Genomic DNA, 22,695 nt, shown 5'->3' on the forward strand with positions numbered 1-22,695 from the left:
CGGCCCATGGCTACCGCTTCGCGGGCGGGCCCGGCCGAGCTGACGGCGATGATGCGCGTGGCGGCCACCGGTCCGCCGGCCATCACGCTCCTGCGCCACGCGGTGCCGGGGCGCGCAGGCCGTCCGTGACGATGGACAGGAGGCGTTCGGTGCGTTGCTGTGCGTCGGGGGCGCTGTCGGACTTCCACAGGAATGACACGAGCAGGAGGATCTCTTCGGCTCTGGCGTCGGGGCGTATCTGTTCGGTGTCGTGGCAGGCGGCGAGTATCTGGTCCAGTGCCGCGGCCATCAGCCGGTAGTGGCGGTCGCCGACGTCCGCGCGGGTCGCGGCCTCGACGGCCTGGGACGCCGGGTGGCCGTTGCCGCCGTATGCGGCCAGTCGTCCGAGCCAGGACCTCAGCGCGGCCATGGGCTCGCGGTCCGCGAGGAGGAGCGGGGCGGCGTCGATGAGTGTCTCGACGTCGTTGGCGTAGACGGCGAGGAGCAGTGCCTCGCGGTGGGGGAAATTGCGGTACAGGGTTCCCTGGCCGACACCGGCCGCCTTCGCGATGGACTGGAGGGAGGCCTCCGGCGTGCCGGCGAAGACCGTGCGTGCCGTCTCGATGATGCGGCAGCGGTTGTCCTCGGCGTCGCAGCGCGCCGTTTGGCGGCGGGGCGGCGTCGTTCGGCCTGGACTCGGGCGAACATTTTGCGGCGCGGTCACGGGGTGGCGCGGACGAGGACGAGGGAGCCTTCGTACGCGGGTCGGTGGCGGAGGTGGCCGAAGGCTTCGTCCCAGGCGCCGGAACCCAGGGCCCGGCGCAGGCAGTGGTCGAACTCCTGGCGGGCGCGGTCGTCGATGAAGCTCCACGCCGAACCGGGCTGCCGGGCGGCGGGGTCGAGGAGGAGTTCGGGGCGGCCGTAGTAGGCCTCGTTGAAGCCGTCGGTGCAGTCCAGCGGGACGGGCACCGGCTGGATCTTGGCGTTCCCGCCGAGCGCGGCGGTGACCCGGCCCAACGACGGGTAGCGGCGGGCCTCGGCCTCCAGAACGTCCGGGGCGTACTCGTAGAGCCAGAAGTCGCGCACCTTCGCCGGGTCACATGTGAGGACGACGACGGGGCCGTCGGTGACGCGGCGCATCTCCCGCAGTCCGGCGTCGATGTCGGACCACTGGTGGACGCTGAACAGTGTCATCGCCGCGTCGAACTGCCGGTCCGGGAAGGGAAGGTCCTCGGCGACGGCGTCGATGGCGGTGACGAGTTCGGCGGGCCGCTGGGCGCGCATGGCCAGGGACGGCTCGACCGCAGTGGTCGTGTGTGCCCTGGACTCGTACGCCCCGATGCCCGCGCCCACGTTGAGGACGGACCGTGCGTCGCCGAGCGCCGCGGCCACGACGCGGGCGATGCGTTCGTCGGGGCGGCGGATGGACGCGTGTCCGGCGCCGATGGCGCGATGGTCGAGGCCCCCGCCGCTGCCGTCGTCGGAGCGAATCGTCATCCCTGACCTCACTGGACGGCCCGTGGCGGGGCGGCGGCTCGGGACGGCGACCGCCGCCGCCCGCACAACACCCTCCATCTTGCATGTGCGACGGCAAATAGCCCAGTACCTTGGCTAATGCTTGGCCGATAGACCAATAACCGCCGCACTTGCGTGATCTTCTCTTGGAGGTTGCGTCGGGCGGCGCCCTGCGTCAGTGGTGCCAATCCTCGGCGGTCAGGGTGTCCCGGGTCTCCGGCGCCCAGGCGAGGCTCACCGCCCAGCCCGCGAGCAGGACGAGGGTCATCCAGGCCATCGTCCAGCTGACGCCGAGGGCGTCCAGGCTGACGGGGAGCAGGAAGGTTCCGAGGGCGGAGGCGATGCGGCTGGTGCCGTTGAGCAGGCCGACTCCCGAGGCGCGCATCGCCGTCGGGAACAGCTCGGCCGGGTAGACCTGGGTGATGTTCGACGCGCCGGCCATGACGAAGGTGTAGACGACGAACGGGATCATCAGGGCCCAGCTGCCCATGTCGCTGAGCACGGCCATGGCGCCGAGCGCGATCGCCAGGATCAGGAAGCTGTGGATGGTGAAGGGGCGGCGCCCCATGCGCATCATCGGCCACAGCCCGAGCACTCCGCCGCAGAGCAGGGCCACGTCGATGACGATGTTCTGCATGGTGGTGTCGCCGATGTTCAGCGTCCCGAGGATCTGCGCGGTGAAGGTGTAGATCGCGAAGTAGGGAAGTACCTGGGCGCTGTAGAAGATGATCCCGAACCACGTCTTGGTGGCCTGCCCGGGGGCGAACAGGGCCCGGTAGCGGACCTTGGGGGTGTCCAGGGTGTCCTGCTTGACGGCCGGCGGCACGGCCTCCGGGTCGACGTCCTGCTTGAGGAACTTGCGGCGGATCTCGGCCGCTTCCTTGTAGCGGCCCTGGGTGGCCAGCCAGCTCGGCGACTCGGGGATGCCGATCCGTACGACCAGCACGAGGAGCGCGGGCAGTGAGCCGCTGGCGAGCAGGAGGTGTGCGGCCTGGTCGGTGGCGGGGACGAGGGCGCCGAAGACGTTCGCCATCACGTAGCCGACCGTCCACAGTACGGTGAGCGAGCCGAGCAGCAGTCCGCGCAGTCGCTGCGGCGCGAACTCCGACAGGAGTGTCGGGCCGACCGCGTAGTCGGCGCCGAGGCCGAACCCGATGAGCAGACGCAGCGCGAAGAGTGACGCCGGGTCGGTGGCCCACATCTGTAGCGCAGAGGCGATCGTGATGAGGACGAAGTTGTACAGGTAGAGCCGCTGCCGGCCGATCCTGTCCGCCACCGAGCCGAGCAGAATGCTTCCGAGGAAGAGCCCGATCAGCGCCGACGCGCCCAGCAGCCCCGACCACACGCCGGACAGGCCCATCGTGGCGTCCAGGATGGGCAGCGCCGCGCCGATGACTCCCAGGGCGTAGCCGTCCGAGAAGTTCGCCCCGAACGTGGTGGCGGTCACCTTCAAGTGGAATCTCGTGAACGGTTCCGCGGCGCGTGTGTGCCGGGACGGCCGTATCCCGTCAGGAGGCGGGGTGTGCACGGCAGAACTCAAAGCTGTCTCCTGGGGTGCTGGGAGGCGCGGTACGTGGCAGCAGTGACGGGGATCCCTGGCCAAGATCCGTGACGGCGCCGAACACAGCATGAATGACAAATTTCAGCGAATCAATGGTTTGAATTGATCTAAACCGCAGCCCACACCCGGGTGGTGCGCCTGTCAGGGCCAACGGACAAGAATGCCAGACGTGGCGCGCGGGGCCGCACCGCCGCCGGGCTCGGGCGATCCCCGTCAAAATGGTTGAGGGACGCAATGATTCGGGTGAGAGTGTTGGCCGTAGCCGAGGAAAGGATGTCCCGCCATGGCAGCCACCACCCAGCCCCCGTTCCGCGCCGACCACGTCGGCAGCCTGCTGCGCCCGGCCGCGCTGCTACAGGCCCGCGAGCAGCACGCCGCGGGGAAGATCGACGATGCCGCGCTCGCCGCCGCCGAGGACGCGGCGGTCCGTGAAGTGGTCGCGATGCAGAAGGAGGCGGGGCTGCGCAGCGCCACCGACGGCGAGTTCCGCCGCGCCTCGTGGCACATGGACTTCATCTACGCCCTCGGCGGTGTGCGGCGCGTCGAGGACGAGTCGCTGCACGTCCGCTTCCACAACGAGGACGGTGACATCGAGTTCGCGCCGCCCTCCACCCGTATCGACGGCAAGGTGACACTGGAGCGCACCATCTTCGCCGACGCCTTCACCTTCCTGCGCGACACCGTCGCCGAGGGTGTCACCCCGAAGCTGACCATCCCCTCGCCGAGCATGGTCCACTACCGCGGGGGCCGCGCCGCGATCGACACATCCGTCTACCCCGACCTCGACGCCTTCTGGTCCGACCTCACCGACGCCTACGCGGCCCAGATCCGCGGCGTGCACGAACTGGGCTGCCGTTACCTGCAGTTGGACGACACCTCGCTCGCGTACCTGAACGACCCCGAGCAGCGTTCCTACGTCGCGTCCATCGGCGGCGACGCGGAGCACCAGCACGAGACGTACATCGCGAACATCAACCGGGCGCTCGCGGGACGCCCCGACGACCTTCGTGTCACCACCCACATGTGCCGCGGCAACTTCGCCTCCTCCTGGGCCGCTTCGGGCAGTTACGACTTCATCGCCGAGGCGGTCTTCGGCGACCTCGACGTCGACGGCTTCTTCCTGGAGTACGACGACGACCGCTCCGGCGGCTTCGCCCCGCTGCGCTACGTACCCAAGGGCAAGCAAGTCGTCCTCGGCCTCGTGACCACCAAGCGGCCGCAGTTGGAGGACAAGGACGCCCTGAAGCGGCGCATCGAGGAGGCCGCGCGGTACATCGACATCGATCAGCTGTCCCTGTCCCCGCAGTGCGGCTTCTCCTCCACCGTCGAGGGCAACAAGCTCACCGCCGAGGACCAACTGGCCAAGCTGCGCCTCATCGTGGAGACGGCGGAGGAGGTGTGGGGCGGGGTCTGATGACACGTGCTGGTGGACCGGCTCAGAGCACGGCGAGCCGGTCCACCAGCAGTTCCACCCTCCACTCGGTGTGCTCCGGCGGCAGCCGTCCCGCCCGGGTCAGCGTCACCAGGCCGTGCAGGGACGCCCAGAACACCTCGGTGAAGAACCCCGGGTGGACGCCGTCCCCTGCCACCTCGCCCAGACACTCAAGCAGCGCGGCGAAGCCGTCCTTGAGTGGCTCCGGGGTGTCCTCCTGCGCGTAGGCCAGGCCGCCGTCGAGTTGGAACAGGGCGTCGTAGACCGCCGGGTTGCGGGCGGCGAAGTCGAGGTAGCCGAGGGCCAGAGCGGTCACCCGCTCACGCGGGCCGTCCGCGGCGGCGGTCGCGGCCCGCAGCGCCGCGGCCAGCTCCGTGGCGCCCTCTAGGGCGACGGCTCCGATGATTTCGCGTTTGCCCCGGAAGTGGCTGTAGAGGACGGGCTGGCTGTACTCGATGCGCTCGGCGAGCCGGCGCGTGGTGACCGCGTCCCAGCCCTGTTGCTCCGCGAGTTCGCGGGCCGTCGCCACGATGAGGCGCTCGCGGCCCGCCCGCTCACGCTCCTTGCGTTCTTTGACCGACATGAATCCATGCTAGCACCGCTAGACAACCGAGCGGCAGTAGCGCTAGCGTTGACCCATCAGCTAGCAGCGCTAGATCACTGGAGAGGTCATCGTCATGCTCGACGCACTTGAGATCGTCACCACCGTGGTCTTCGGCGTGATGGTGGGGGTGGAGTTCGCCGTCCCCTCCTTCGTCAACCCGATCCTCAACTCCCTCCCGGAGGACAGCAATCAACTCGGCCGCGCCCACGGGGGCCGCCTCGGCGGAGCCGTCATGCCCTTCTGGTACATCGGCTCCTTCATCCTCATCGCCGTCTGCGCGATCGCCACATGGGGCGACCCCGGCACCGGCCTCCTCATCGCCGCCGCCGCACTGCTGATCGTCACGGTGCTGATGTCGGTCCTGCTGCTCGTCCCGATCAACAACCGGGTCAAGGCCTGGACCCCCGAGAACCGCCCCGCCGACTGGAGGCAGCAGGTGAACCGCTGGGACCGCCTGCACTACGTCCGCGTCGCCATCCTCATCGCCGCCTTCGCCGTGCTGGCCGCCGCCCTCATCTGACCCTCCCCTCACCTAGCCGACGCAGACGCAGACGCAGCCATAGACACAGACGAAGACACACAAGGAGACGCACCATGTCGCTGAAGAAGTTCAACACCGTCCTGGCCGCCGCTTTCGTTCTCTTCATCCTCTGGTTCGGGACGGAGTTCATCGTGAGCCCGGAGACGACGGCGCCGACCTTCGGCCTGCCGAGCTGGCCGTCCGGCGACGGCGGCGGCTTCCTGATCGTCAAGGGAATCCGCGACGTCATCATGGCCCTGGGCCTCGGCATCCTGCTGGTCACGGGCCACCGCCGGGCGCTGGGCTGGCTGTTGGTGGTCGAGGCCTTCGCCGCGTACGGCGACATGGCCAACGTGCTGGCCCACCACGGCTCCGTGGCCACCGCGTTGGGCGTCCACGCCCTGACCGCGACCCTGATGGTGGTCAACGGTCTGCTGCTCCTGCGCGAGACCCGCACCGTCGCCGCCGCTCCCGCGGCGCCGGCCCCGCAGCCCGCCTGACGCACACCGTCGAACCGTTGCGGGCCGAACGCCGCCCAATTCGGCGCAACGCCCGAACGGTTCCGGAAAGCCGCAGGTCACGGACGCGCCCGTGACCTGCGATCCGGCGTAACCGGGCGCATCACGCGCGGCATCCGCTCGCAACACGGCCTCCCTAGCGTCTCGGCCACCCGACGAGTGCCAGACGTCCCACGAGTCCCAGGAGGCCGCCCGATGAGCCGCGTACTGATGGTGATCGACATGCAGAACGGCTTCTGCCACCCGGAGGGCTCCCTGCCCTCGCTGGGCATGGGCCTCGCCGACGTCGACCGTGCGGTCGACGGCACCGTACGCGCCGTCGCCGGAGCCCGCGCGCAGGGCATGCCGGTGGTCTTCACCCGCCACGTGTACCGTCCGGGCCGCGCCGACGAGGGGCCGAATCTGAGCGCGGCAGGACCGCGGCTCGCCGAGGTGTCCGCCCTCGCCGCCGGCTCCTGGGACGCCGCCGTCATCGACGAACTCGGTTGCGGCGACGCCGACTTGGTCGTCGACAAGGCCAGGTTCGACGCCTTCCTGTGGACCTCGCTCGACCCGCTGTTGCGCGGACTCGGCGCCACCGAGCTGGTGTTCACCGGCGTCGTCACCAACGTCTGCGTGGAGTCGACGGTCCGCTCGGCCTTCATGCGGGACTACGAGGTGACGTTGCTCGGCGACTGCTGTGCGGCCCGCACGCCCCGGCTGCACGACATCGCGCTTGAGGCCCTTGTCGAGTACGGGTTCTGCACGGTCAGCAGTGCGGCGCGGGAGTTCGGGCCCGTGGGCGCGGGCGCGGGACGCGCTCAAGAGAGCAGGGCGGCGTGAGCACCACCGCGTACGCGCCGGTCGCGGCCATGTACGTGCCGGATCCGGCTCCGGCTCACCTCCCGCTGATGCCCGGGACATCCGGCCGAAACATGCCGCACCTACGCTCCGCCTCCATGGCAGGCCGAGCGTCCGGGCACGGCCGTCGGGAGCTGGCCCGGGACCACGACATCCGGCGGCTGCGGGATCTGCTCCGCGCCGCCGTGCTCGGTGACGCCTATCCGGACGGTCAACTGCCCAGCGAGGCCTCGCTGATGGCGGCGCACGGCGTCACCCGCGCCACCGTGCGCGAGGCGCTGGCGCTGCTGCGCCGGGACGGCCTGATCGAACGCGTGCAGGGCGTCGGCACCCAGGCCCTGTTCACCTCGGTGACCACGCAGCTCGCCGAGGCGCACGGCGCCGTCCGCCCGTCGCGGGGCAGCATCTTCAGCAACGGCCTGCGGCCACGCGTCCTGGACCGCTCGGTCGTCCCCGCCCCGACGCTCGTCGCACACCGCCTCGACATCCGGGCCGGGGAGCCCTGTCTGCGCCTGGAGTACGTGTCCCTGCTCGGCGAAGAGCCGCACGCCCTGGCCACCAACTACGTGCTGTTCCCGGAGGCGGAGCGGCTGACCGGGACCCCGTTCACCTCGCACTGGTACGCGCTGCTCGACGAGGCGGGCGTCGTGCTCGGCGAGTCGGAGTTCGTCATCGACGGCGCGCTGGCCGACCCGATCACGTCCCGGACGCTCGGCGTCGCCGACGGCACCCCGCTGATCTCCATGGAGCAGGCCATCTACGACCCGGCCGGGCGGGCGTTCAACGTGGCGTTCATCCAGATCCGGGCCGACCGTTTCCGCTTCGTCTCCCGCGCGCGCTCCGCGGACCTGCCCGGCCTGCCGCTCGCATAGCGGCGCGCGCCTGCGCCCAGCAAGCCCCGAACTCCTCGCCATCCCGAGAACTCCTCACCATCCCTTCCCTGAAACAACCGATGGGAGAGCCACGTCATGCCCCTTGCCCCGACCAACACACCGGCCGGTGCGGTGATCACGCCGGTCACGGCCGAGTCTCCGCAGACCCCGCCGACTCCGGCGACCCTCACCGAAGCCGCCGCCGCCCTCCGCTCCGGCGCCGTCACCAGCCGGCAGCTGACCGAGGCCGCGCTGGCCGGCGCGGACCGCCTCGACGCGACGCTCGGCACCTACCTGCACCGGCTCGACGAGAAGGCGCTCGCCGCGGCGGACGCCGCCGACGGTGACTTCGCGGCGGGCGTGGACCGGGGGCCGCTCCAGGGCATCCCGTTCGGCGTCAAGGACATCCTGGCCACCGCCGACGCCCCGACCACCGCCCAGAGCCTCGTCCTGGACCCCAAGTGGGGCGAGGGCAGGGACGCCCCCGTCGTCGCCCGGCTGCGCGCGGCCGGAGCGGTGATCACCGGCAAGGTGAGCACGATGGAGTTCGCGGTCGGCATGCCCGACGCCGCGAAACCGTTCCCGATCCCGCGCAATCCCTGGGACACCGACACCTGGCCCGGTGGTTCGAGTTCGGGCACCGGCAATGGTGTGGCCTCCGGACAGTTCCTCGCGGGCCTCGGCACCGACACCGGCGGCAGCATCCGTATCCCCGCCGCGTTCTGCGGTGTCACCGGCCTGATGCCGACCTTCGGCCGGGTCCCCAAGTCCGGCTGCGCACCGCTCGGTTACAGCCTGGACCACATCGGCCCGCTGGCCCGTTCCGCCCGCGACTGTGCCGCCGTGCTTGAAGTGATCGCGGGTCCGCACGCCAGCGACCCCGACTGCGTCGACGCCCCGTTCCTGACCGGCGCGTGGGCGTCCGGCCCTGCCGCGCTGTCCGGTGTGCGGGTCGGGGTGGTCCGCGAGAACCACTTCCCCGACGCCGCGGACCCCGCCCTGGAAGGCGCCTTCGACGCGGTCGTCACCACCCTGACCGGTCTCGGGGCCGAGGCCCGTGAGGTGACGCTGCCGCTCTGGAACGAGATGGTGACCGCCGACATCGTCGTCATGGCCTCCGAGGCCCTCGCCTATCACCGCCCCGACGCCGTGACCCGCTGGACCGACTACTTCTCCGCCACGCGCGCCATGCTGGCCCGCGGCGCCCTCGTCACCGGCGCCGACTACGTACAGGCGCAGCGGGTACGGCGGGTCGCCCAGGACGCCATGGCCCGCCTGCTCGACGAGGTGGACGTGCTGGTGTTCCCCACGACGTCCCGTCCCGCGCCGCGGTTGGAGCCGTACCTGCACCACGGCGCCGACGTCATGGAGATGTTCACGTACATCCACACCGGTTACTGGGACTGCCTCGGCAACCCGGTCCTCGCCGCCCCGATGGGCCACAACGAGGACGGCCTGCCGCTCTCGGTGTCGTTCGCGGGCCGCCCCTTCGACGAGATGACCCTGCTGCGCGTGGCCGACGCCTACCAGCAGCACACCGACTGGCACCTGCGGGTCGCACCGCTGGTGACCGCAGCGACGACGACGGCGACGACGACCACCGCCGCCGCCGCCACCACCACCACCACGGGAACGAGGGCAACGGTATGAGTGTGACGACGATGGACGAGGCACGTGCGGAGATCAAGGCGGCTCTGGCCGCCGCTGAACTCCCGGCGTCCGACGAGGAGATCGCGGCCCTCGCCGTGTCCCACGCCCAGTTCCGCGCCGGAGTGGAGGCCCTGTACGCGGTACCGGAGGCCCGCTACGTGGACCCGGCGGTGCGCTTCAGGGCCGAGGCGCGGCTGGTGGACTGGGGGTGAGAGGGACGCCCGGTGAAGCCGCTCCTCGACACCGAGTGACCAGTCGTCGCGCGGGCGTTCGGATCCCCTGCGGGACAAGGGAGTGAGACATCTCCCGTTGTTGTCCCTGCCGCCCCTAATCGAGTATCCAGTCGTCGCAGGGGGCCGGACGGAACCCGGATCGGACGCCGTCGGGCCCGACGAACGAGGGGGCGCGGCATGTCGGACGACATACTGTCAGGGGGCGGCCCGTGGTCCGGGGGGACTTGGGCCGCGGCCGTGGCCGCCAGTCGGCAGTGGGCTGTCGTGGACGTCGAGACGTCGGGGTTCCGGCCGGCGAAGGACCGCGTGCTGTCCGTCGCCGTGCTCGTCCTCGACCGTGACGGCAACCTGCTCCAGGAGTACGCGACCCTCCTCGATCCGGGCGTCGATCCGGGCCCCGTCCACGTCCACCGCCTCACCCGGGAGCGGCTGGCGGGCTCTCCCCGCTTCGAAGATGTCGTCGACGATCTCCGGGCCCTGCTCCAGGAGCGGGTCTTCGTCGCGCACAACGCCCACTTCGACTACGAATTCCTCGCTCACGAATTCGCCCTCGCCCGCTCCTCGTTGCCCACCCGCTCCCGGCTGTGCACGCTCGCCCTCAACCGCGCGCTCGGTACGCCGACCAGCGACCACAAGCTCGGAACGCTGGCCGCGTACTACGGCCTGGACCAGGTCGCCGCGCACGACGCCCTCGACGACACGCGCGTCACCGCCGGTGTCCTCCGCGCCTCCCTGGCCGAGGCGAAGCGCCAGGACGCGCCTCTGCCCTTCGTCGCCTGTCCGCCGCGCCAGTCGGCCAACTACCGCCCACGCATCCCCAAAACCCCCTGCGCTTACCGGAATCCGGGACCGTTGGCGGCCGGCGGACGACTCGTCCAGGGCATGAAGGTCGCCTTCACCGGCGACTCCGGACTCGCCCGGGAGGACCTGACGGCCCGCGCTGTCACCGCCGGGCTCGATGTCACCAGTTCCGTCTCCGGTCGCACCAGCCTGGTCGTCGTCGGCGACACCGCGGTCGGCGGCGGCTTTCTCCTCACGTCGAAGGCCCGCAAAGCCCGTGACCTCGGTGTCCCGAGCGTCGGGGAGAAGGACTTCCTCGACCTTCTCGGGACCGTCGAGGCGGGGGTGCGGCGGGACGGCGCGATCGACACGATGACCGGGTCGGCCACGGCAGCCCCGGCGCCCCCGGCAACCCCGGCGGCCGTCCCCGCCCAGCCCGATCGGCGCCACGAGGCGACGCCGGAGCCACCCACCGTCGAACCACTCGCCACACCCGTGACCGCCCCGCAGCAGCCGACGCCCGCCCCGACGAACCGACCGGCGGCCCCCTACGTGCCCCGCGGCCCCATGGCCCAGCGCCGTGTCCTCGTCCTCGGCGGTGAGCACGAGGAAGCCGCCGCCGTCCGCACCCGCCTCGTCGGGCTCGGCGCCGCCGCGGCGGTTCGGCTCACCCGCGGTGTCTCCGACGTGCTCCTCCTCGCGGAGGGCGACGCGGACAGCCGCATGTCGCGCATCCGCACACTCGGCATCCCCGTCCGGGACGGCGCTTGGCTGGACCGGTTCACCGGCGACGTCGCGACCGCCGACGACATGGTCACCGCCACCGACAAAACAACGCCCGCACCCACGGTGCTCCCCCGCGGAGGTGTCTTCGACCTTCCCTCCGGCACCGCACACCTCCAGCTCGACGCGTCGTGGACCGTCCCCGACGACGCGACCACGCCCGCGCCCGCACCCGCACCCGCACCCGCACCCGGCATCGAAGTCGACATCGTCGCCTTCCTCCTGGACGAGGACGAACAGGTGGCCCGCGACGAGGACTTCGTCTTCTACGGCCAGCCCGAGCACCCCGACGGAACCGTCCGCCTTGCCGCCGACGGCCCCTGCGAGCAGTCCGTCACCCTCGCGCTCGCCGAACTCCCGCCGACCGTCCACCGCCTCGCGATCTGCGCCGCCCTCGACGGCGACGCCACCTTCGGCGACCTCGGCCCCGTCGCCGTGACGGTCGCGCCCGACGCCGGGGCCCACCCGTACGCGGAGTTCACCCTGGACGCCGTCACCACCGAACGCACCCTCATCCTCACCGAGATCTACCGGCGCGACGGCAGTTGGCGCCTGCGCGCCGTGGGCCAGGGGTACGACCACGGGCTTCTCGAGCTCGTCACCGGGTACGGGGTCGACGTCGTAGAGGAAGCGGAGCAGGAAGCGTAGGCCTGCGATCGGCGCGCCGCATGCGGGCCCCCGAGGCCCAGGGCCTGTCGATCGTGTCACCCCGGAGAGCAGTCACTAACGGTCGGGACACGGCTGCGATACGCGGCGGAAACGAGTCGTCCCTAATTTCTGTCGGACGACAGGAACTCCGTCGGTACACGCCTCCGTGACAGGGGACCGCCATGACCGTGACCACCGATCCCGAACCATCGGCAGCTCCGCCTCCCGGCGCCCTCGACGACGACGGCTCGCTCGCCGAGTTCGGTTACACGCAGGAGCTGCGGCGGCAGATGGGGCGGTACGCGTCCTTCGCCGCCGGGTTCTCGTTCATCTCCGTGCTGACCACGGTCTTCCAGTTCTTCGCGCTCGGCTACTCGTTCGGCGGGGCGCTGTTCTTCTGGGCCTGGCCCGCCGTGTTCCTCGGCCAGTTGCTCGTCGCCGCCTGCTTCGCCGAACTCGCCGCCCGCTACCCGATCTCCGGCGCGATCTACCAGTGGTCGACGCGGCTGAGCGGCCCCGTTCTCGGCTGGTTCACGGGCTGGATCATGGTGATCGGTCAGGTGGTCGTGGTCGCCGCCGCGGCGCTCGCGCTCCAGGTGGTCCTGCCCGCGATCTGGTCCGGCTTCCAGTTCGTCGGCGGCGATCCCGCGCCCACCACGACGACCGGGGCGGCCAACGCCGCCCTGCTGGCCGTCGTCCTATTGGCGCTGACCACGGTCGTGAACGTGCTCGACAACCGTGTCATGTCGGCCGTCAACCGGGTCGGTGTCACCGCCGAGATCATCGGCGCGATCCTCATCGTCGTGCTGCTGTTCACCCACGTCGAGCGCGGCGCCGGCGTCACGCTGCACACGGGCGGCCGGGGAGGTGCGATCAGCGCGCTGCTGGTGGGTTCGTTCACCGCGGCGTACGTCCTCATCGGCTTCGACAGCGCGGGCGAGATGAGCGAGGAGACCCGCGACGCGCGCCGTACCGCTCCGCGCACCATCCTCGGCGCGCTCACGGCGGCGGGTGTCCTCGGCGGCCTGCTGGTACTCGGAGGTGTGCTCGCCGCGCCGAGCCTGTCCGACGGGCGCCTCGCGAGCGAGGGACTGAGCTACGTCCTCACCAGCAGCCTCGGCGACGGTGTCGGCAAAGCGCTCCTCGCGGACGTGGCGGTGGCGGTCGCCGTGGCCACGCTCGCCATCCAGACCGCGGGCACCCGGATGCTGTTCTCCATGGCGCGCGACGGCGTGCTGCCGTTCTCCGCACGCCTTGCGAAGGTCTCGCCGCGCACGGGCATGCCGTTCGTCCCGGCCCTGGTGGTCGGCGCCCTGGCCGCCGCGCTCACGCTGCTCAACCTCGCTTCCCCGGAGGCGTTCCTGGCCATCGGCACCACGTGCATCGCGATGCTGTACCTCGCGTACGCGGGGGTGACCGTGCCGATGCTGGTCCGGCGGCTGCGGGGCCAGTGGCGGCCGACCGACGGCGGCGACCGCGACGAACTGGGCCGGCCGCTGTTCTCGCTCGGCCGGTGGGGGCTGCCCGTCAACGCGCTCGCCGTCTGCTACGGGTTGTTCATGACGGTCAACCTCGCGTGGCCGCGCGCCGGGGTGTACGACCCGGAGGGCGGCCACTGGTACTTCCAGTGGTTCACGGTCCTGTTCGTCGGCGCCGTGGTCGCCGTCGGTGCGGCGTACCGCTGCTTCAGGAGGGTCGCCCCGGCGACGAAGAGGAACGGCCAGGCCACCGCCCCGGTCGAGTCCGAGGCCGTACGGATCTGAGCGGATACGCGCGTTCTGGGCACGTCGTCATCGCCGTACCGCCAGGAGCCGTCACTCACCCCTGTGCCGCGAGGAGCTTTCGGCCCTCGCGGCGCAGGCGTGTCAGGGAGCGCTGCGGCACGCCCGCGACCCGCAGCGCCGCGTCGGCCGTCGCTTCCGCCAGCGCACGCGGGTCGCGGCCGGGGGCGGCGCGGCGGATGAGGATCACGCTCTCGGTGAGGCCGAAGACGAGGTCGGCGCGGAGCGCCAGTTCCTCCGCCCCGAGCGCCGAGCCCGGTTCGGCGGCGGCGAGCAACTCCCCGTAGGCCGCCTTGAGTTCGGACCTGACCTGGTGGAAGACGGTGAAGCGTTCCGTCTGCACCTCGGGCAGGAGGTAGAGCGCCCCGAGGTTGTGCGGGCCGCCGCACAGCAGCGTCACGTCGGAGTGGCACAGGGCCCACAGCCGGGCCTCCGGGGGCACTTCGCTGCGCGGCACCAGCTCGTGCGCCACCTTCAGCGAGGGGCGGACGGTGCCTTCCAGCAGCGCCGCGAGGATCGCTTCCTTGCCGTCGAAGTAGTGGTAGAGGGACGCCTGGCGCAGGCCTGCCCGCTCGGCGACCGCCCGCGTGGGGGTGGCGGTGTAGCCGCGCGTGGTGAACAGCTCGGCCGCGGCGGCGAGGACCTCTTCGCGCGGCTCGAGGCCGCTGGCGGGACGCTCCTGGGCGCGCGGGCGGCCGACTCTTCTGCTGGTTGGCGGGCTCACACCGCGATCTTCGCACAGGGCCGGTCCGCGCCGACGGGCCCCGGCTCCCCGAGTGAGCTTCCGGTAACTGCCCCGCAACGCACGGGCAATGGCGTCGACTTCGCCCCGACCTAATTTCTGTCATGCGACAGAAATCACGACACGTACTTAGGTACTCCGACAGTTGCTCCGACAGATATTCAGGCCCAGCCGGAGGTTGAACAGTGACGGCAGCGTCAGGAACGGCATCGGCACACGGCGCCCGCGACCACGCCCGCGCCCAGGAGGGCACGCGGGCCGACACCATGCCCGTACTCCCCGCGAGCAGTTGGCCGACGCCGCCCGAAGGTGTCGCCGACGAGGCACTCGTGTGGGCCGAGACCGTGGCGGGCGGCAACTACACCCACAAGGTCCTCGCCCGCGGCACCGAGCTGCGGCTGACCGACCTCACCGGCGACGCGTGCGCGCACGTCCTGCTGTTCAGCGCCGACCGCCCCTGGGAGCGGCTGAACGTGGCCGACACGGTCAAGGTGCTCTGGAACGCGTACCTCGGCGAGGGGCACCTGCTCCTGTCCGACCAGGGCCGGGTCCTCGCCTCTCTCGTCGAGGACACCTCCGGCCGGCACGACGCCCTCGCCGGCACCTCCACTCTCGTACGCAACACCGAGCGGTACGGGGACGGGACCCCGCAGTCCGATTCCCCCGCCGGGCGCGAGCTGTTCAAGCTCGCCGCCCTCAAGAACGGCCTGGCGCCGCGCGATCTCCCGCCGTCCGTCTCCTTCTTCCAGGGCGTACGCATCGCCGACGACGGCGTCACCGAGTTCACCGGCTCCGCGGGCGCGGGCAAGTCCGTCACGCTGCGCGCCGAGCAACCGGTGACCGTGCTGATCGCCAACGTCCCGCACCCGCTGGACCCGCGGCCCACGTACACCTGCGGAAACCTCGAGGTCCTCGCGTACCGGGCGCGGCCGACGGCCCCCGGCGACGCGTTGTGGGACTCGACGCCCGAGGGCCGCCGCGCCTTCCTCAACACCGCCGACCACCTCACCGCCCGGGGGATCGCATGAGCATGAGCACCGCCGCCACCGCCACCGCCGTTGATGCCGCCGTTGATGCCGCGGGGCGCGTCGTCCGTGACGAGACCGTGCCCGCCCGGGCCGCCTGGTCCGCCGTCGTCCGCAAGGGACAGCTGCTGACGGTCACCGACCTGCACGGCAATCAGGCCGCGGACTTCCTCGTCTACGACGCGCACGACACCTCCGTGCGCTACAGCGCCCCCGACACCATCCAGGCGCAGGACGGCATCTTCCTGACCACCGGCTCGGTCCTGATGTCCAACGAGCACACCCCGCTGATGAGCGTCGTCGAGGACACCTGCGGGCGGCACGACACCGTCGGCGGCGCCTGCTCCAAGGAGTCCAACACCCTGCGCTACGGCCACCACACGTGGTCGCAGCACGGCTGCGTGGACAACTTCCTCGCCGAGGGCAGCCGGCACGGCCTCGGCAAGCGCGACCTGGTCTCCAACATCAACTGGTACATGAACGTGCCGGTCGAGGAGGACGGCACCCTCGGCATCGTCGACGGCATCTCGGCCCCGGGCCTGAAGGTCGTGCTGCGCGCCGAGACCGACGTCATCGCGCTGCTGTCCAACTGCCCGCAGATCAACAACCCTTGCAACGGCTTCGACCCGACCGCCCTGCGGCTGACGATCACCGAACCGTACGAGGACGAGAGCGACGAGGGCTGAACACATGACGTCTGAGCACGTGACGGCTGACCACATGGCGCCTGAGCACATGGCGCCTGACCACATGACGTTCGACACCCTGCTGATCGCCAACCGCGGCGAGATCGCGGCGCGCATCATCCGCACCGCCCGCGCGCTCGGCCTGCGTACCGTCGCGGTCTACTCGGACGCGGACCGCGGCGCCGAGCACGTCCGGCTTGCCGACGAGGCCGTCCGGCTCGGCCCCGCGCCCGCCAAGGAGAGCTACCTCGACGTCGACCTGGTCCTCAAGGCCGCCAAGGACACCGGCGCCGGCGCCATCCACCCCGGTTACGGCTTCCTGTCCGAGGACGCCGACTTCGCGCGCCGCTGCGCCGCCGCCGGCCTCGTCTTCGTCGGTCCCACCCCCGAGCAGCTGGAGCTGTTCGGCGCCAAGCACACCGCACGCGCCGCCGCACAGCAGGCGGGTGTGCCACTCGCCCCCGGCACCGGGCTGCTGCCCGATGTGGACGCCGCCCTCGCCGCGGCCGAGGAGATCGGCTTCCCGGTGATGCTCAAGGCGACCGGCGGCGGTGGCGGCATCGGCATGCAGGCCTGCCACGACGCCGCCGACCTTGCCGACGCGTGGGAGCGGGTGCAGCGCGTGGCCGCCGCCTCCTTCTCCTCCGCGGGCGTCTTCCTGGAACGCCTCGTGGAGCGGGCCCGCCACGTCGAGGTGCAGGTCTTCGGCGATGGCGAGGGCCGGGTCGTCACCTTCGGCGACCGCGACTGCTCGCTTCAGCGCCGCAACCAGAAGGTCCTTGAGGAGGCCCCGGCCCCCGCCCTGCCGGACCACGTCCGCCGCCAACTCGCCATCTCTGCGCGGGACTTGTGTGCGTCGCTGGACTACCGGTCCGCGGGCACCGTCGAGTTCGTGTACGACACGGCCCGCGAGGAGGCCTACTTCCTGGAGGTCAACACCCGTCTCCAGGTGGAGCACCCGGTCACCGAGGAGATCTACGGCGTCGACCTCGTGGAGTGGATGCTGCGCCTCGCGCAGGGCGACACGGCGGTCGTCACCGATCCCCCGTCACCCAAGGGGCACGCCGTCGAGGCGCGTCTCTACGCCGAGGACCCCACCCGCGAACACCGCCCGAGCGCAGGCCTGTTGACCCGTGTCGCCTTCCCCGAGGGCGTCCGCGTGGACACCTGGGTGGAGACCGGAACCGAGGTCACCACCTCGTACGATCCGATGCTCGCGAAGGTCGTCGCGTACGGCGCCGACCGCGCCGAGGCGCTCGACAGGCTGGACGCGGCGCTCGCCGCGACGCGCGTCGACGGCATCGAGACCAACCTCGGCCTGGTCCGCGCCGCGCTCCAGGACCAACGCGTGCGCGCCGCGGAACACTCCACCGCGTCGCTCGCCACGATCGGCGATCCGACGCCACGCGTCGAGGTCGTCGCGCCGGGCACCCTGACCACCGTGCAGGACTGGCCCGGACGCACCGGCCACTGGCAGGTCGGCGTCCCGCCGTGCGGGCCGATGGACGACCTGTCCTTCCGGCTCGGCAACACCGCGCTCGGCAACGACGAGGGCGCGCCCGGCCTGGAGTGCACCCTGCAGGGCCCCTCCCTGAAGTTCACCCACCCGACGACGGTCTGCGTCACCGGCGCCCCCGCGCGCGTGACGGTCGACGGCACCGCCGTGGCGCAGTGGGAACCGGTCACCGTCGAGGCCGGCCAGACCCTCGCCGTCGCGGCGCCCGACGAACTGGGGCTGCGCACCTACGTGTTGTTCGCGGGCGGCCTGGACGTGCCCCAATTCCTGGGCAGCGCGGCCACGTTCACGCTCGGCCGGTTCGGCGGCCACGGCGGCCGCGCCCTGCGCGCCGGAGACGTCCTGCACGGTGGCGAGCAGCGACCGGAGACCTCCGTCGTACCCCGCGAACGGCGCCCGGTCTTCGACGGCGCGTGGCAGGTCGGCGCGGTCGAAGGCCCCCACGCTGCCCCGGAGTTCTTCACCGAGGAGGACATCCGCGAGTTCTACGCGGCGGACTGGAAGGTGCACTTCAACTCGGCGCGCACCGGGGTCCGCCTGATCGGCCCCAAGCCGCGCTGGGCACGCACGGACGGCGGCGAGGCGGGCCTGCACCCCTCCAACATCCACGACACTCCGTACTCCGTCGGCGCCGTCGACTACACCGGCGACATGCCCGTCCTCCTCGGCCCCGACGGCCCCTCCCTCGGCGGCTTCGTCTGCCCGGCCACCGTCGTCACCGGACAGCGCTGGAAACTCGGCCAGTTCCGGCCCGGCGACACGGTCCGCTTCGTCCCGGTGACGGCACAAGCGGCGGGCGAGCTGCGGCGGAACCCGGCCGCGGCCCCGCACGCCGACCGCGAGGCCATCGTCGACGGCGGCATCCTCGCCCACCTCGACGAGACCGGGACCCGCCCGTCGGTCACCTACCGGCGCAGCGGCGACGACAACCTCCTCGTCGAGTACGGGCCGATGCAGCTCGACCTTGCGCTGCGCATACGGGTCCACGCGCTCGCGGAGGCCCTGGCGGCACGGGAGTTGGACGGCATCGTCGACCTGACGCCAGGCATCCGCTCGCTCCAGGTCCAGACGGACCCCGACGTGCTGCCGCAGGACGAGCTCCTCGCGATCGCGCTGCGCGTGGAGGAGCAACTCCCCGCCACCGACGACCTGGTGGTCCCCAGCCGGACCGTGCACCTTCCGCTGTCCTGGGACGACCCGGCGACCCGCGAGGCCATCGCCCGCTACATGGCGGGCGTGCGCGACGACGCGCCCTGGTGTCCGTGGAACATCGAGTTCATCCGCCGCGTCAACGGCCTGGACACGGTCGACGAGGTGTACCGCACCGTCTTCGACGCCGAGTACCTGGTGCTCGGCCTCGGGGACGTGTACCTGGGCGCGCCTGTCGCCACGCCACTGGACCCGCGACACCGCCTCGTCACGACGAAGTACAACCCGGCCCGCACCTGGACCGCGGAGAACTCCGTCGGGATCGGCGGCGCGTACCTGTGTATCTACGGCATGGAGGGCCCGGGCGGCTACCAGTTCGTCGGCCGCACAACTCAGGTGTGGTCGGGCTGGCAGCAGCGTGGCGCCTTCGAAGCGGGCAAGCCCTGGCTGCTGCGCTTCTTCGACCGGATCAAGTGGTACCCGGTCGGCGCGGACGAACTCCTGGAGCTGCGCGCGGACATCGCCTCCGGCCGCTTCGTACCGAAGACCGAGGAGGGCACCTTCTCGCTCGCCGAATACCAGGACTTCCTTGCCGCGAACGCCGAGTCGATCGCCGAGTTCCGGTCTCGGCAGGGCGTCGCGTTCGGCGCCGAGCGCGACGCCTGGGAGGCGGCGGGCGAGTTCACCCGCGCCGAGGCGGCCGCCGAGGTCGCCGCGCCGGCCACCGACATCGAGGTCCCCGAGGGCGGCCACCTGGTCGAGGCCGAGTTCACCGCCTCCGTCTGGCAGGTCAACGTCGAGCCCGGCGATCGCGTTTCGGCCGGCCAACAGTTGGTCGCCCTGGAGGCGATGAAGATGGAGTCCCGCGTCCCTGCCCCCGCCGACGGCATCGTCGCGGAGGTCCTGACGAAGCCGGGCAGCCAGGTCGAGGCGGGCGCCGCGCTCGTCGTCCTCGCTCCCCTCGAGACCGCGGAGGTGGCGGCATGATCACCGCAAGGGAGCGGGTGCGGGCCGCGTACGCGCGCGTCGCGCAGGTGGACAGGCCCGAGGTGTGGATCGACCTGCGCCCGCAGGCCGAGACGGAGGCGGACGCCGCCGCGGTCGACGCGAGGGTCGCGCAGGGTGAGCAACTCCCGCTGGCCGGGCGGGTGTTCGCGGTCAAGGGCAACATCGACGTGGCCGGACTGCCGACCACGGCGGGCTGCCCCTCGTACGCGTACGAGCCGGAGGCCGACGCCCCCGCGGTGGCACGCCTGAAGGCGGCAGGCGCCGTCGTCCTCGGCACGACGAATCTCGACCAGTTCGCGACCGGCCTGGTCGGCACGCGCAGCCCCTACGGCGCGGTGCGCAACGCCGTCGACCCGGAGTATGTGTCGGGCGGCTCCTCCGCCGGCTCGGCGGTCTCGGTCGCGCTCGGCATCGCCGACTTCGCGCTCGGCACGGACACGGCGGGCTCCGGCCGGGTCCCGGCGGCCTTCAACGGCATCGTCGGCCTGAAGCCCACCATCGGTGTCGTCCCGACCGACGGCGTCGTGCCGGCCTGCGCGTCGCTCGACTGCGTCACGGTCTTCGCCCGCACGCTGCCGGAGGCCGAGCAAGCACTGTCCTTCATGACGACGCCGCCGACCCGCGAACTCCCGGCACTGGCACAGCGCCGACCGGGTCCCTGGCGGATCGCCGTCCCCGACCTCGACCAGCTCGGCGAACTGGACAAGGGCTGGGCGGAGGCATTCGAATCGGCGACGCTGCGCCTCGCCGCCGCGGGCGCGGAACTGGTACCCATCGACCTGACACCGTTCACGCAGGCGGCGGCGATGCTCTACGAGGGCGCGTTCGTGGCGGAGCGGTATGCGGCGGTTGGCGCGTTCATTGATGGGCGGGCGGGGGCGGGTTCGGAGTTGGGGCCGGGGGCGGGGTCGGGGCCGAGACAGGGCCCCGGGCCGACGGACCTCGACCCGACCGTCGCCGGGATCATCTCCCGAGCCCGGGACATCCCGGCCCACCGCCTCTACGCCGACCAGGAGAAGCTGGCCTCGCTGCGCGCCCGCGCCCTGGCCTCGCTGGGCGACGCGGACGCGTTGCTCCTACCGACGACACCGGGGCACCCGACCCTCGCCGAGGTCGACGCCGACCCGATTGGCGCCAACGCCCGGCTCGGCCGCTTCACCAACTCGACGAACCTGTTCGACCTGGCGGCGGTCGCCGTCCCGGCAGGCGAGGTGAACGGGCTGCCGTTCGGCGTCATGCTGATCGGCCCGGCGTTCACGGACGAACGCCTCGCCCGCATCGCCGCGCTCCTCACCGCCCCACCCCTCCGCCTGGCGGTGGTCGGCGCGCACCTGTCCGGACAACCACTGAACGGCCAACTCCTTGCTCTGGGCGGCCGGTTGGTACGTACGACCACGACCGCGCCCACGTACCGCCTCTACGCGCTGAACACGGCGCCGCCCAAGCCGGGCCTGGTCCGCACCGGCGAGGGCGTCAGCGCGATCGAGGCCGAGGTGTGGCAACTGCCCGCCGAGGGCCTCGGCGCGTTCCTCGCGGCTCTGCCCCGCCCGATGGCCCTCGGCAACGTAGAACTAGCGGACGGAACCCACGTGACCGGCTTCCTGTGCGAACCCGAAGCGCTCGACGGCGCCCGGGAGATCACGTCGCACGGGAGCTGGCGCGCGTACCTGACCACTCTGACCGGAGACGACTGACGGCCGGAGGGGCCCCGCTCGCCGAGTTGTTCCCTGATCTCTTGTCAGCCTTATCAGCCTTGTCAGTGGCGGCTGCCAGTATGGAAGTTCGGCGGGGAGCTGCATCAGGGGGAGGCCGCAATGCCGTGGGCCGGGCCGTACGCACGCAAGGACGGGACACAGGTCCGCGGACACTCGCGGTGGGCGAAGGGCGCGCGCCGGGAGACGGCGATACTCGTCGGCGTCGCCGTGGTCGTGGTGGGCGCCGGCGGCGGCATGGGCAGCGCAGACACGGCGCTACGGTCGGGCTCGGGGGCGGGACAGCAGCCGCGGCCGAAGCCGACGGCCGTCTACCCGGTGCACTTCCCCGGGTGGGAAGAGCCAAGGAAGCCGGAGCCGACGGTCTCGTACCCGATCCGGTTCTCGTCTCATGGCGGTGGACGATGACGCGGCGCCGGCCGGCGCGGCGACCGCGGCGGAGGCCGCGCAACACCAAGGCTCAGCAGCAGCGGCAGGCGCGGTTCGCGGTGTTACTCGCGGCTGCCGCCGTGGCGGTGACGCTCGTCGTCGCGGCCGTCAACTGGCTGCTGGCTCACTGGTGGCTGCTGATCGTGCTCGCCGTGATGGTCGCGCTCGCGGGCGCGGGCCTGCTGTACCGCCGCCACCAACGAGCCCTGTGGGAACGGACCCGGCAGCAAGGGCTTCGCTACGGGCTGCCCCAGCTGGACGGGCTGCACCACCGCGACTTCGAGTACGCGATACGGGACCTGATGCGCAGGGACGGCTGCACGGACGCCGAGCAGATCGGCGGCGCCGGGGACAACGCGGCGGACGTCCTCGCCACCGACCCGCTGGGCCGCAAGTGGGTGATCCAGTGCAAGCACCGCCGGAGCGGCGTACGAGGCTCGGCCGTCGGCACGCCGGATCTGCAACGGGTCAACGGGACGGCGCGTCAGCTGTACGGCGCGGACGTGGTCCTGGTCGTCACGAACGGCCGCTTCTCCACCCACTGCGCTCCGCTGGCCCGGCAACTTCACATGCACCTGGCGGACCGTTCGTTATTGGCGGCCTGGGCGGCCGGATCACGGCCGTTGTGGGACCTGCTCCCGAAGATCCCTCCGCCGCGCCGCTCCACACCACTGGGCTGACGGCAAGGGGCGGCCGGACGTCCCGCTCGGCC

General features: G+C 71.7%; 20 protein-coding genes. 15 read left to right on the forward strand and 5 right to left on the reverse strand.

All coding sequences use genetic code 11. The features are described 5' to 3' along the window. Nucleotides 1-82 precede the first annotated feature (82 nt). The 3 genes from ACP4E5_RS08985 to ACP4E5_RS08995 form a co-directional block, all read right to left on the reverse strand. On the reverse strand, nucleotides 83-703 hold the full coding sequence (locus ACP4E5_RS08985; RefSeq protein ID WP_425826728.1) for a TetR/AcrR family transcriptional regulator: 621 nt from the start codon (nucleotides 701-703) through the stop codon (nucleotides 83-85). Further along, nucleotides 700-1,476 (reverse strand): class I SAM-dependent methyltransferase, encoded by a 777-nt coding sequence (locus ACP4E5_RS08990; RefSeq protein ID WP_425826730.1) that lies wholly within the window; start codon nucleotides 1,474-1,476, stop codon nucleotides 700-702. Before ACP4E5_RS08990 ends, ACP4E5_RS08985 begins: the two co-directional genes overlap by 4 nt. Nucleotides 1,477-1,669: 193 nt before the next feature. Continuing rightward, the gene (locus tag ACP4E5_RS08995) at nucleotides 1,670-2,941 is read right to left on the reverse strand and encodes an MFS transporter (RefSeq protein ID WP_425826732.1); all 1,272 of its coding nucleotides are present in this window, start codon (nucleotides 2,939-2,941) and stop codon (nucleotides 1,670-1,672) included. A gap of 397 nt (nucleotides 2,942-3,338) precedes the next feature. Here ACP4E5_RS08995 and ACP4E5_RS09000 point away from each other — a divergent pair, with 397 nt between their 5' ends. Next, nucleotides 3,339-4,469, forward strand: a complete 1,131-nt coding sequence (locus ACP4E5_RS09000; RefSeq protein ID WP_425826734.1) for a 5-methyltetrahydropteroyltriglutamate--homocysteine S-methyltransferase — start codon at nucleotides 3,339-3,341, stop codon at nucleotides 4,467-4,469. 22 nt (nucleotides 4,470-4,491) lie between these two features. On the opposite strand, the gene ACP4E5_RS09005 is transcribed toward ACP4E5_RS09000, so the two are convergent. Next, complete coding sequence (locus tag ACP4E5_RS09005) at nucleotides 4,492-5,070, reverse strand: TetR/AcrR family transcriptional regulator (protein ID WP_425826736.1); 579 nt, start codon at nucleotides 5,068-5,070, stop codon at nucleotides 4,492-4,494. Nucleotides 5,071-5,164: 94 nt separating this feature from the next. Between ACP4E5_RS09005 and ACP4E5_RS09010 the strand changes: the two genes are divergently transcribed. The 8 genes from ACP4E5_RS09010 to ACP4E5_RS09045 all read left to right on the forward strand — a co-directional run bounded on the left by ACP4E5_RS09010 (nucleotide 5,165) and on the right by ACP4E5_RS09045 (nucleotide 13,698). Further along, nucleotides 5,165-5,611, forward strand: coding sequence for an anthrone oxygenase family protein (locus ACP4E5_RS09010; protein WP_425826738.1), 447 nt, complete (start codon nucleotides 5,165-5,167; stop codon nucleotides 5,609-5,611). Between the two features lie 74 nt (nucleotides 5,612-5,685). Continuing rightward, nucleotides 5,686-6,111 (forward strand): DUF4267 domain-containing protein, encoded by a 426-nt coding sequence (locus ACP4E5_RS09015; protein WP_425826740.1) that lies wholly within the window; start codon nucleotides 5,686-5,688, stop codon nucleotides 6,109-6,111. A gap of 213 nt (nucleotides 6,112-6,324) precedes the next feature. Then, nucleotides 6,325-6,951, forward strand: a complete 627-nt coding sequence (locus tag ACP4E5_RS09020; RefSeq protein ID WP_425826742.1) for a cysteine hydrolase family protein — start codon at nucleotides 6,325-6,327, stop codon at nucleotides 6,949-6,951. A 116-nt stretch (nucleotides 6,952-7,067) separates the two neighbouring features. Further along, the gene (locus ACP4E5_RS09025; RefSeq protein WP_425826744.1) at nucleotides 7,068-7,841 is read left to right on the forward strand and encodes a GntR family transcriptional regulator; all 774 of its coding nucleotides are present in this window, start codon (nucleotides 7,068-7,070) and stop codon (nucleotides 7,839-7,841) included. Nucleotides 7,842-7,937: 96 nt separating this feature from the next. Further along, nucleotides 7,938-9,491: an amidase gene (locus ACP4E5_RS09030; RefSeq protein WP_425826746.1), complete on the forward strand. Its 1,554-nt coding sequence runs from the start codon at nucleotides 7,938-7,940 to the stop codon at nucleotides 9,489-9,491. Beyond that, nucleotides 9,488-9,703, forward strand: a complete 216-nt coding sequence (locus ACP4E5_RS09035) for a hypothetical protein (RefSeq protein ID WP_425826748.1) — start codon at nucleotides 9,488-9,490, stop codon at nucleotides 9,701-9,703. The genes ACP4E5_RS09030 and ACP4E5_RS09035 overlap by 4 nt, the downstream gene beginning before the upstream one ends. A 198-nt stretch (nucleotides 9,704-9,901) precedes the next feature. Beyond that, entirely contained in the window at nucleotides 9,902-11,935 is a 2,034-nt protein-coding gene (locus tag ACP4E5_RS09040) for a TerD family protein (protein ID WP_425826750.1), read from the forward strand. Between the two features lie 182 nt (nucleotides 11,936-12,117). Continuing rightward, on the forward strand, nucleotides 12,118-13,698 hold the full coding sequence (locus ACP4E5_RS09045; protein WP_425826752.1) for an amino acid permease: 1,581 nt from the start codon (nucleotides 12,118-12,120) through the stop codon (nucleotides 13,696-13,698). A gap of 55 nt (nucleotides 13,699-13,753) precedes the next feature. On the opposite strand, the gene ACP4E5_RS09050 is transcribed toward ACP4E5_RS09045, so the two are convergent. Beyond that, nucleotides 13,754-14,440 carry a TetR/AcrR family transcriptional regulator gene (locus tag ACP4E5_RS09050; protein WP_425826754.1) on the reverse strand — a complete coding sequence of 229 codons (687 nt, stop codon included), beginning with the start codon at nucleotides 14,438-14,440 and terminating at the stop codon, nucleotides 13,754-13,756. Between the two features lie 203 nt (nucleotides 14,441-14,643). On the opposite strand from ACP4E5_RS09050, the gene ACP4E5_RS09055 reads away from it, so the two are divergent. The 6 genes from ACP4E5_RS09055 to ACP4E5_RS09080 all read left to right on the forward strand — a co-directional run bounded on the left by ACP4E5_RS09055 (nucleotide 14,644) and on the right by ACP4E5_RS09080 (nucleotide 22,663). Then, complete coding sequence (locus ACP4E5_RS09055) at nucleotides 14,644-15,486, forward strand: urea amidolyase associated protein UAAP1 (RefSeq protein ID WP_425826756.1); 843 nt, start codon at nucleotides 14,644-14,646, stop codon at nucleotides 15,484-15,486. Nucleotides 15,487-15,488: 2 nt separating this feature from the next. Further along, nucleotides 15,489-16,169 (forward strand): urea amidolyase associated protein UAAP2, encoded by a 681-nt coding sequence (locus ACP4E5_RS09060; RefSeq protein WP_425841149.1) that lies wholly within the window; start codon nucleotides 15,489-15,491, stop codon nucleotides 16,167-16,169. A 64-nt stretch (nucleotides 16,170-16,233) separates the two neighbouring features. Next, nucleotides 16,234-19,821 carry an urea carboxylase gene (uca, locus tag ACP4E5_RS09065; protein ID WP_425826758.1) on the forward strand — a complete coding sequence of 1,196 codons (3,588 nt, stop codon included), beginning with the start codon at nucleotides 16,234-16,236 and terminating at the stop codon, nucleotides 19,819-19,821. Next, nucleotides 19,818-21,536: an allophanate hydrolase gene (gene atzF / locus ACP4E5_RS09070; protein WP_425826760.1), complete on the forward strand. Its 1,719-nt coding sequence runs from the start codon at nucleotides 19,818-19,820 to the stop codon at nucleotides 21,534-21,536. The genes uca and atzF overlap by 4 nt, the downstream gene beginning before the upstream one ends. Before the next feature lie 120 nt (nucleotides 21,537-21,656). Beyond that, entirely contained in the window at nucleotides 21,657-21,962 is a 306-nt protein-coding gene (locus tag ACP4E5_RS09075; RefSeq protein WP_425826762.1) for a hypothetical protein, read from the forward strand. Further along, on the forward strand, nucleotides 21,959-22,663 hold the full coding sequence (locus ACP4E5_RS09080) for a restriction endonuclease (RefSeq protein ID WP_425826764.1): 705 nt from the start codon (nucleotides 21,959-21,961) through the stop codon (nucleotides 22,661-22,663). Before ACP4E5_RS09075 ends, ACP4E5_RS09080 begins: the two co-directional genes overlap by 4 nt. The last annotated feature ends 32 nt before the right edge of the window (nucleotides 22,664-22,695 follow it).

The organism is Streptomyces fractus (assembly GCF_049844455.1).
Taxonomy (GTDB): Bacteria; Actinomycetota; Actinomycetes; order Streptomycetales; family Streptomycetaceae; genus Streptomyces; species Streptomyces fractus.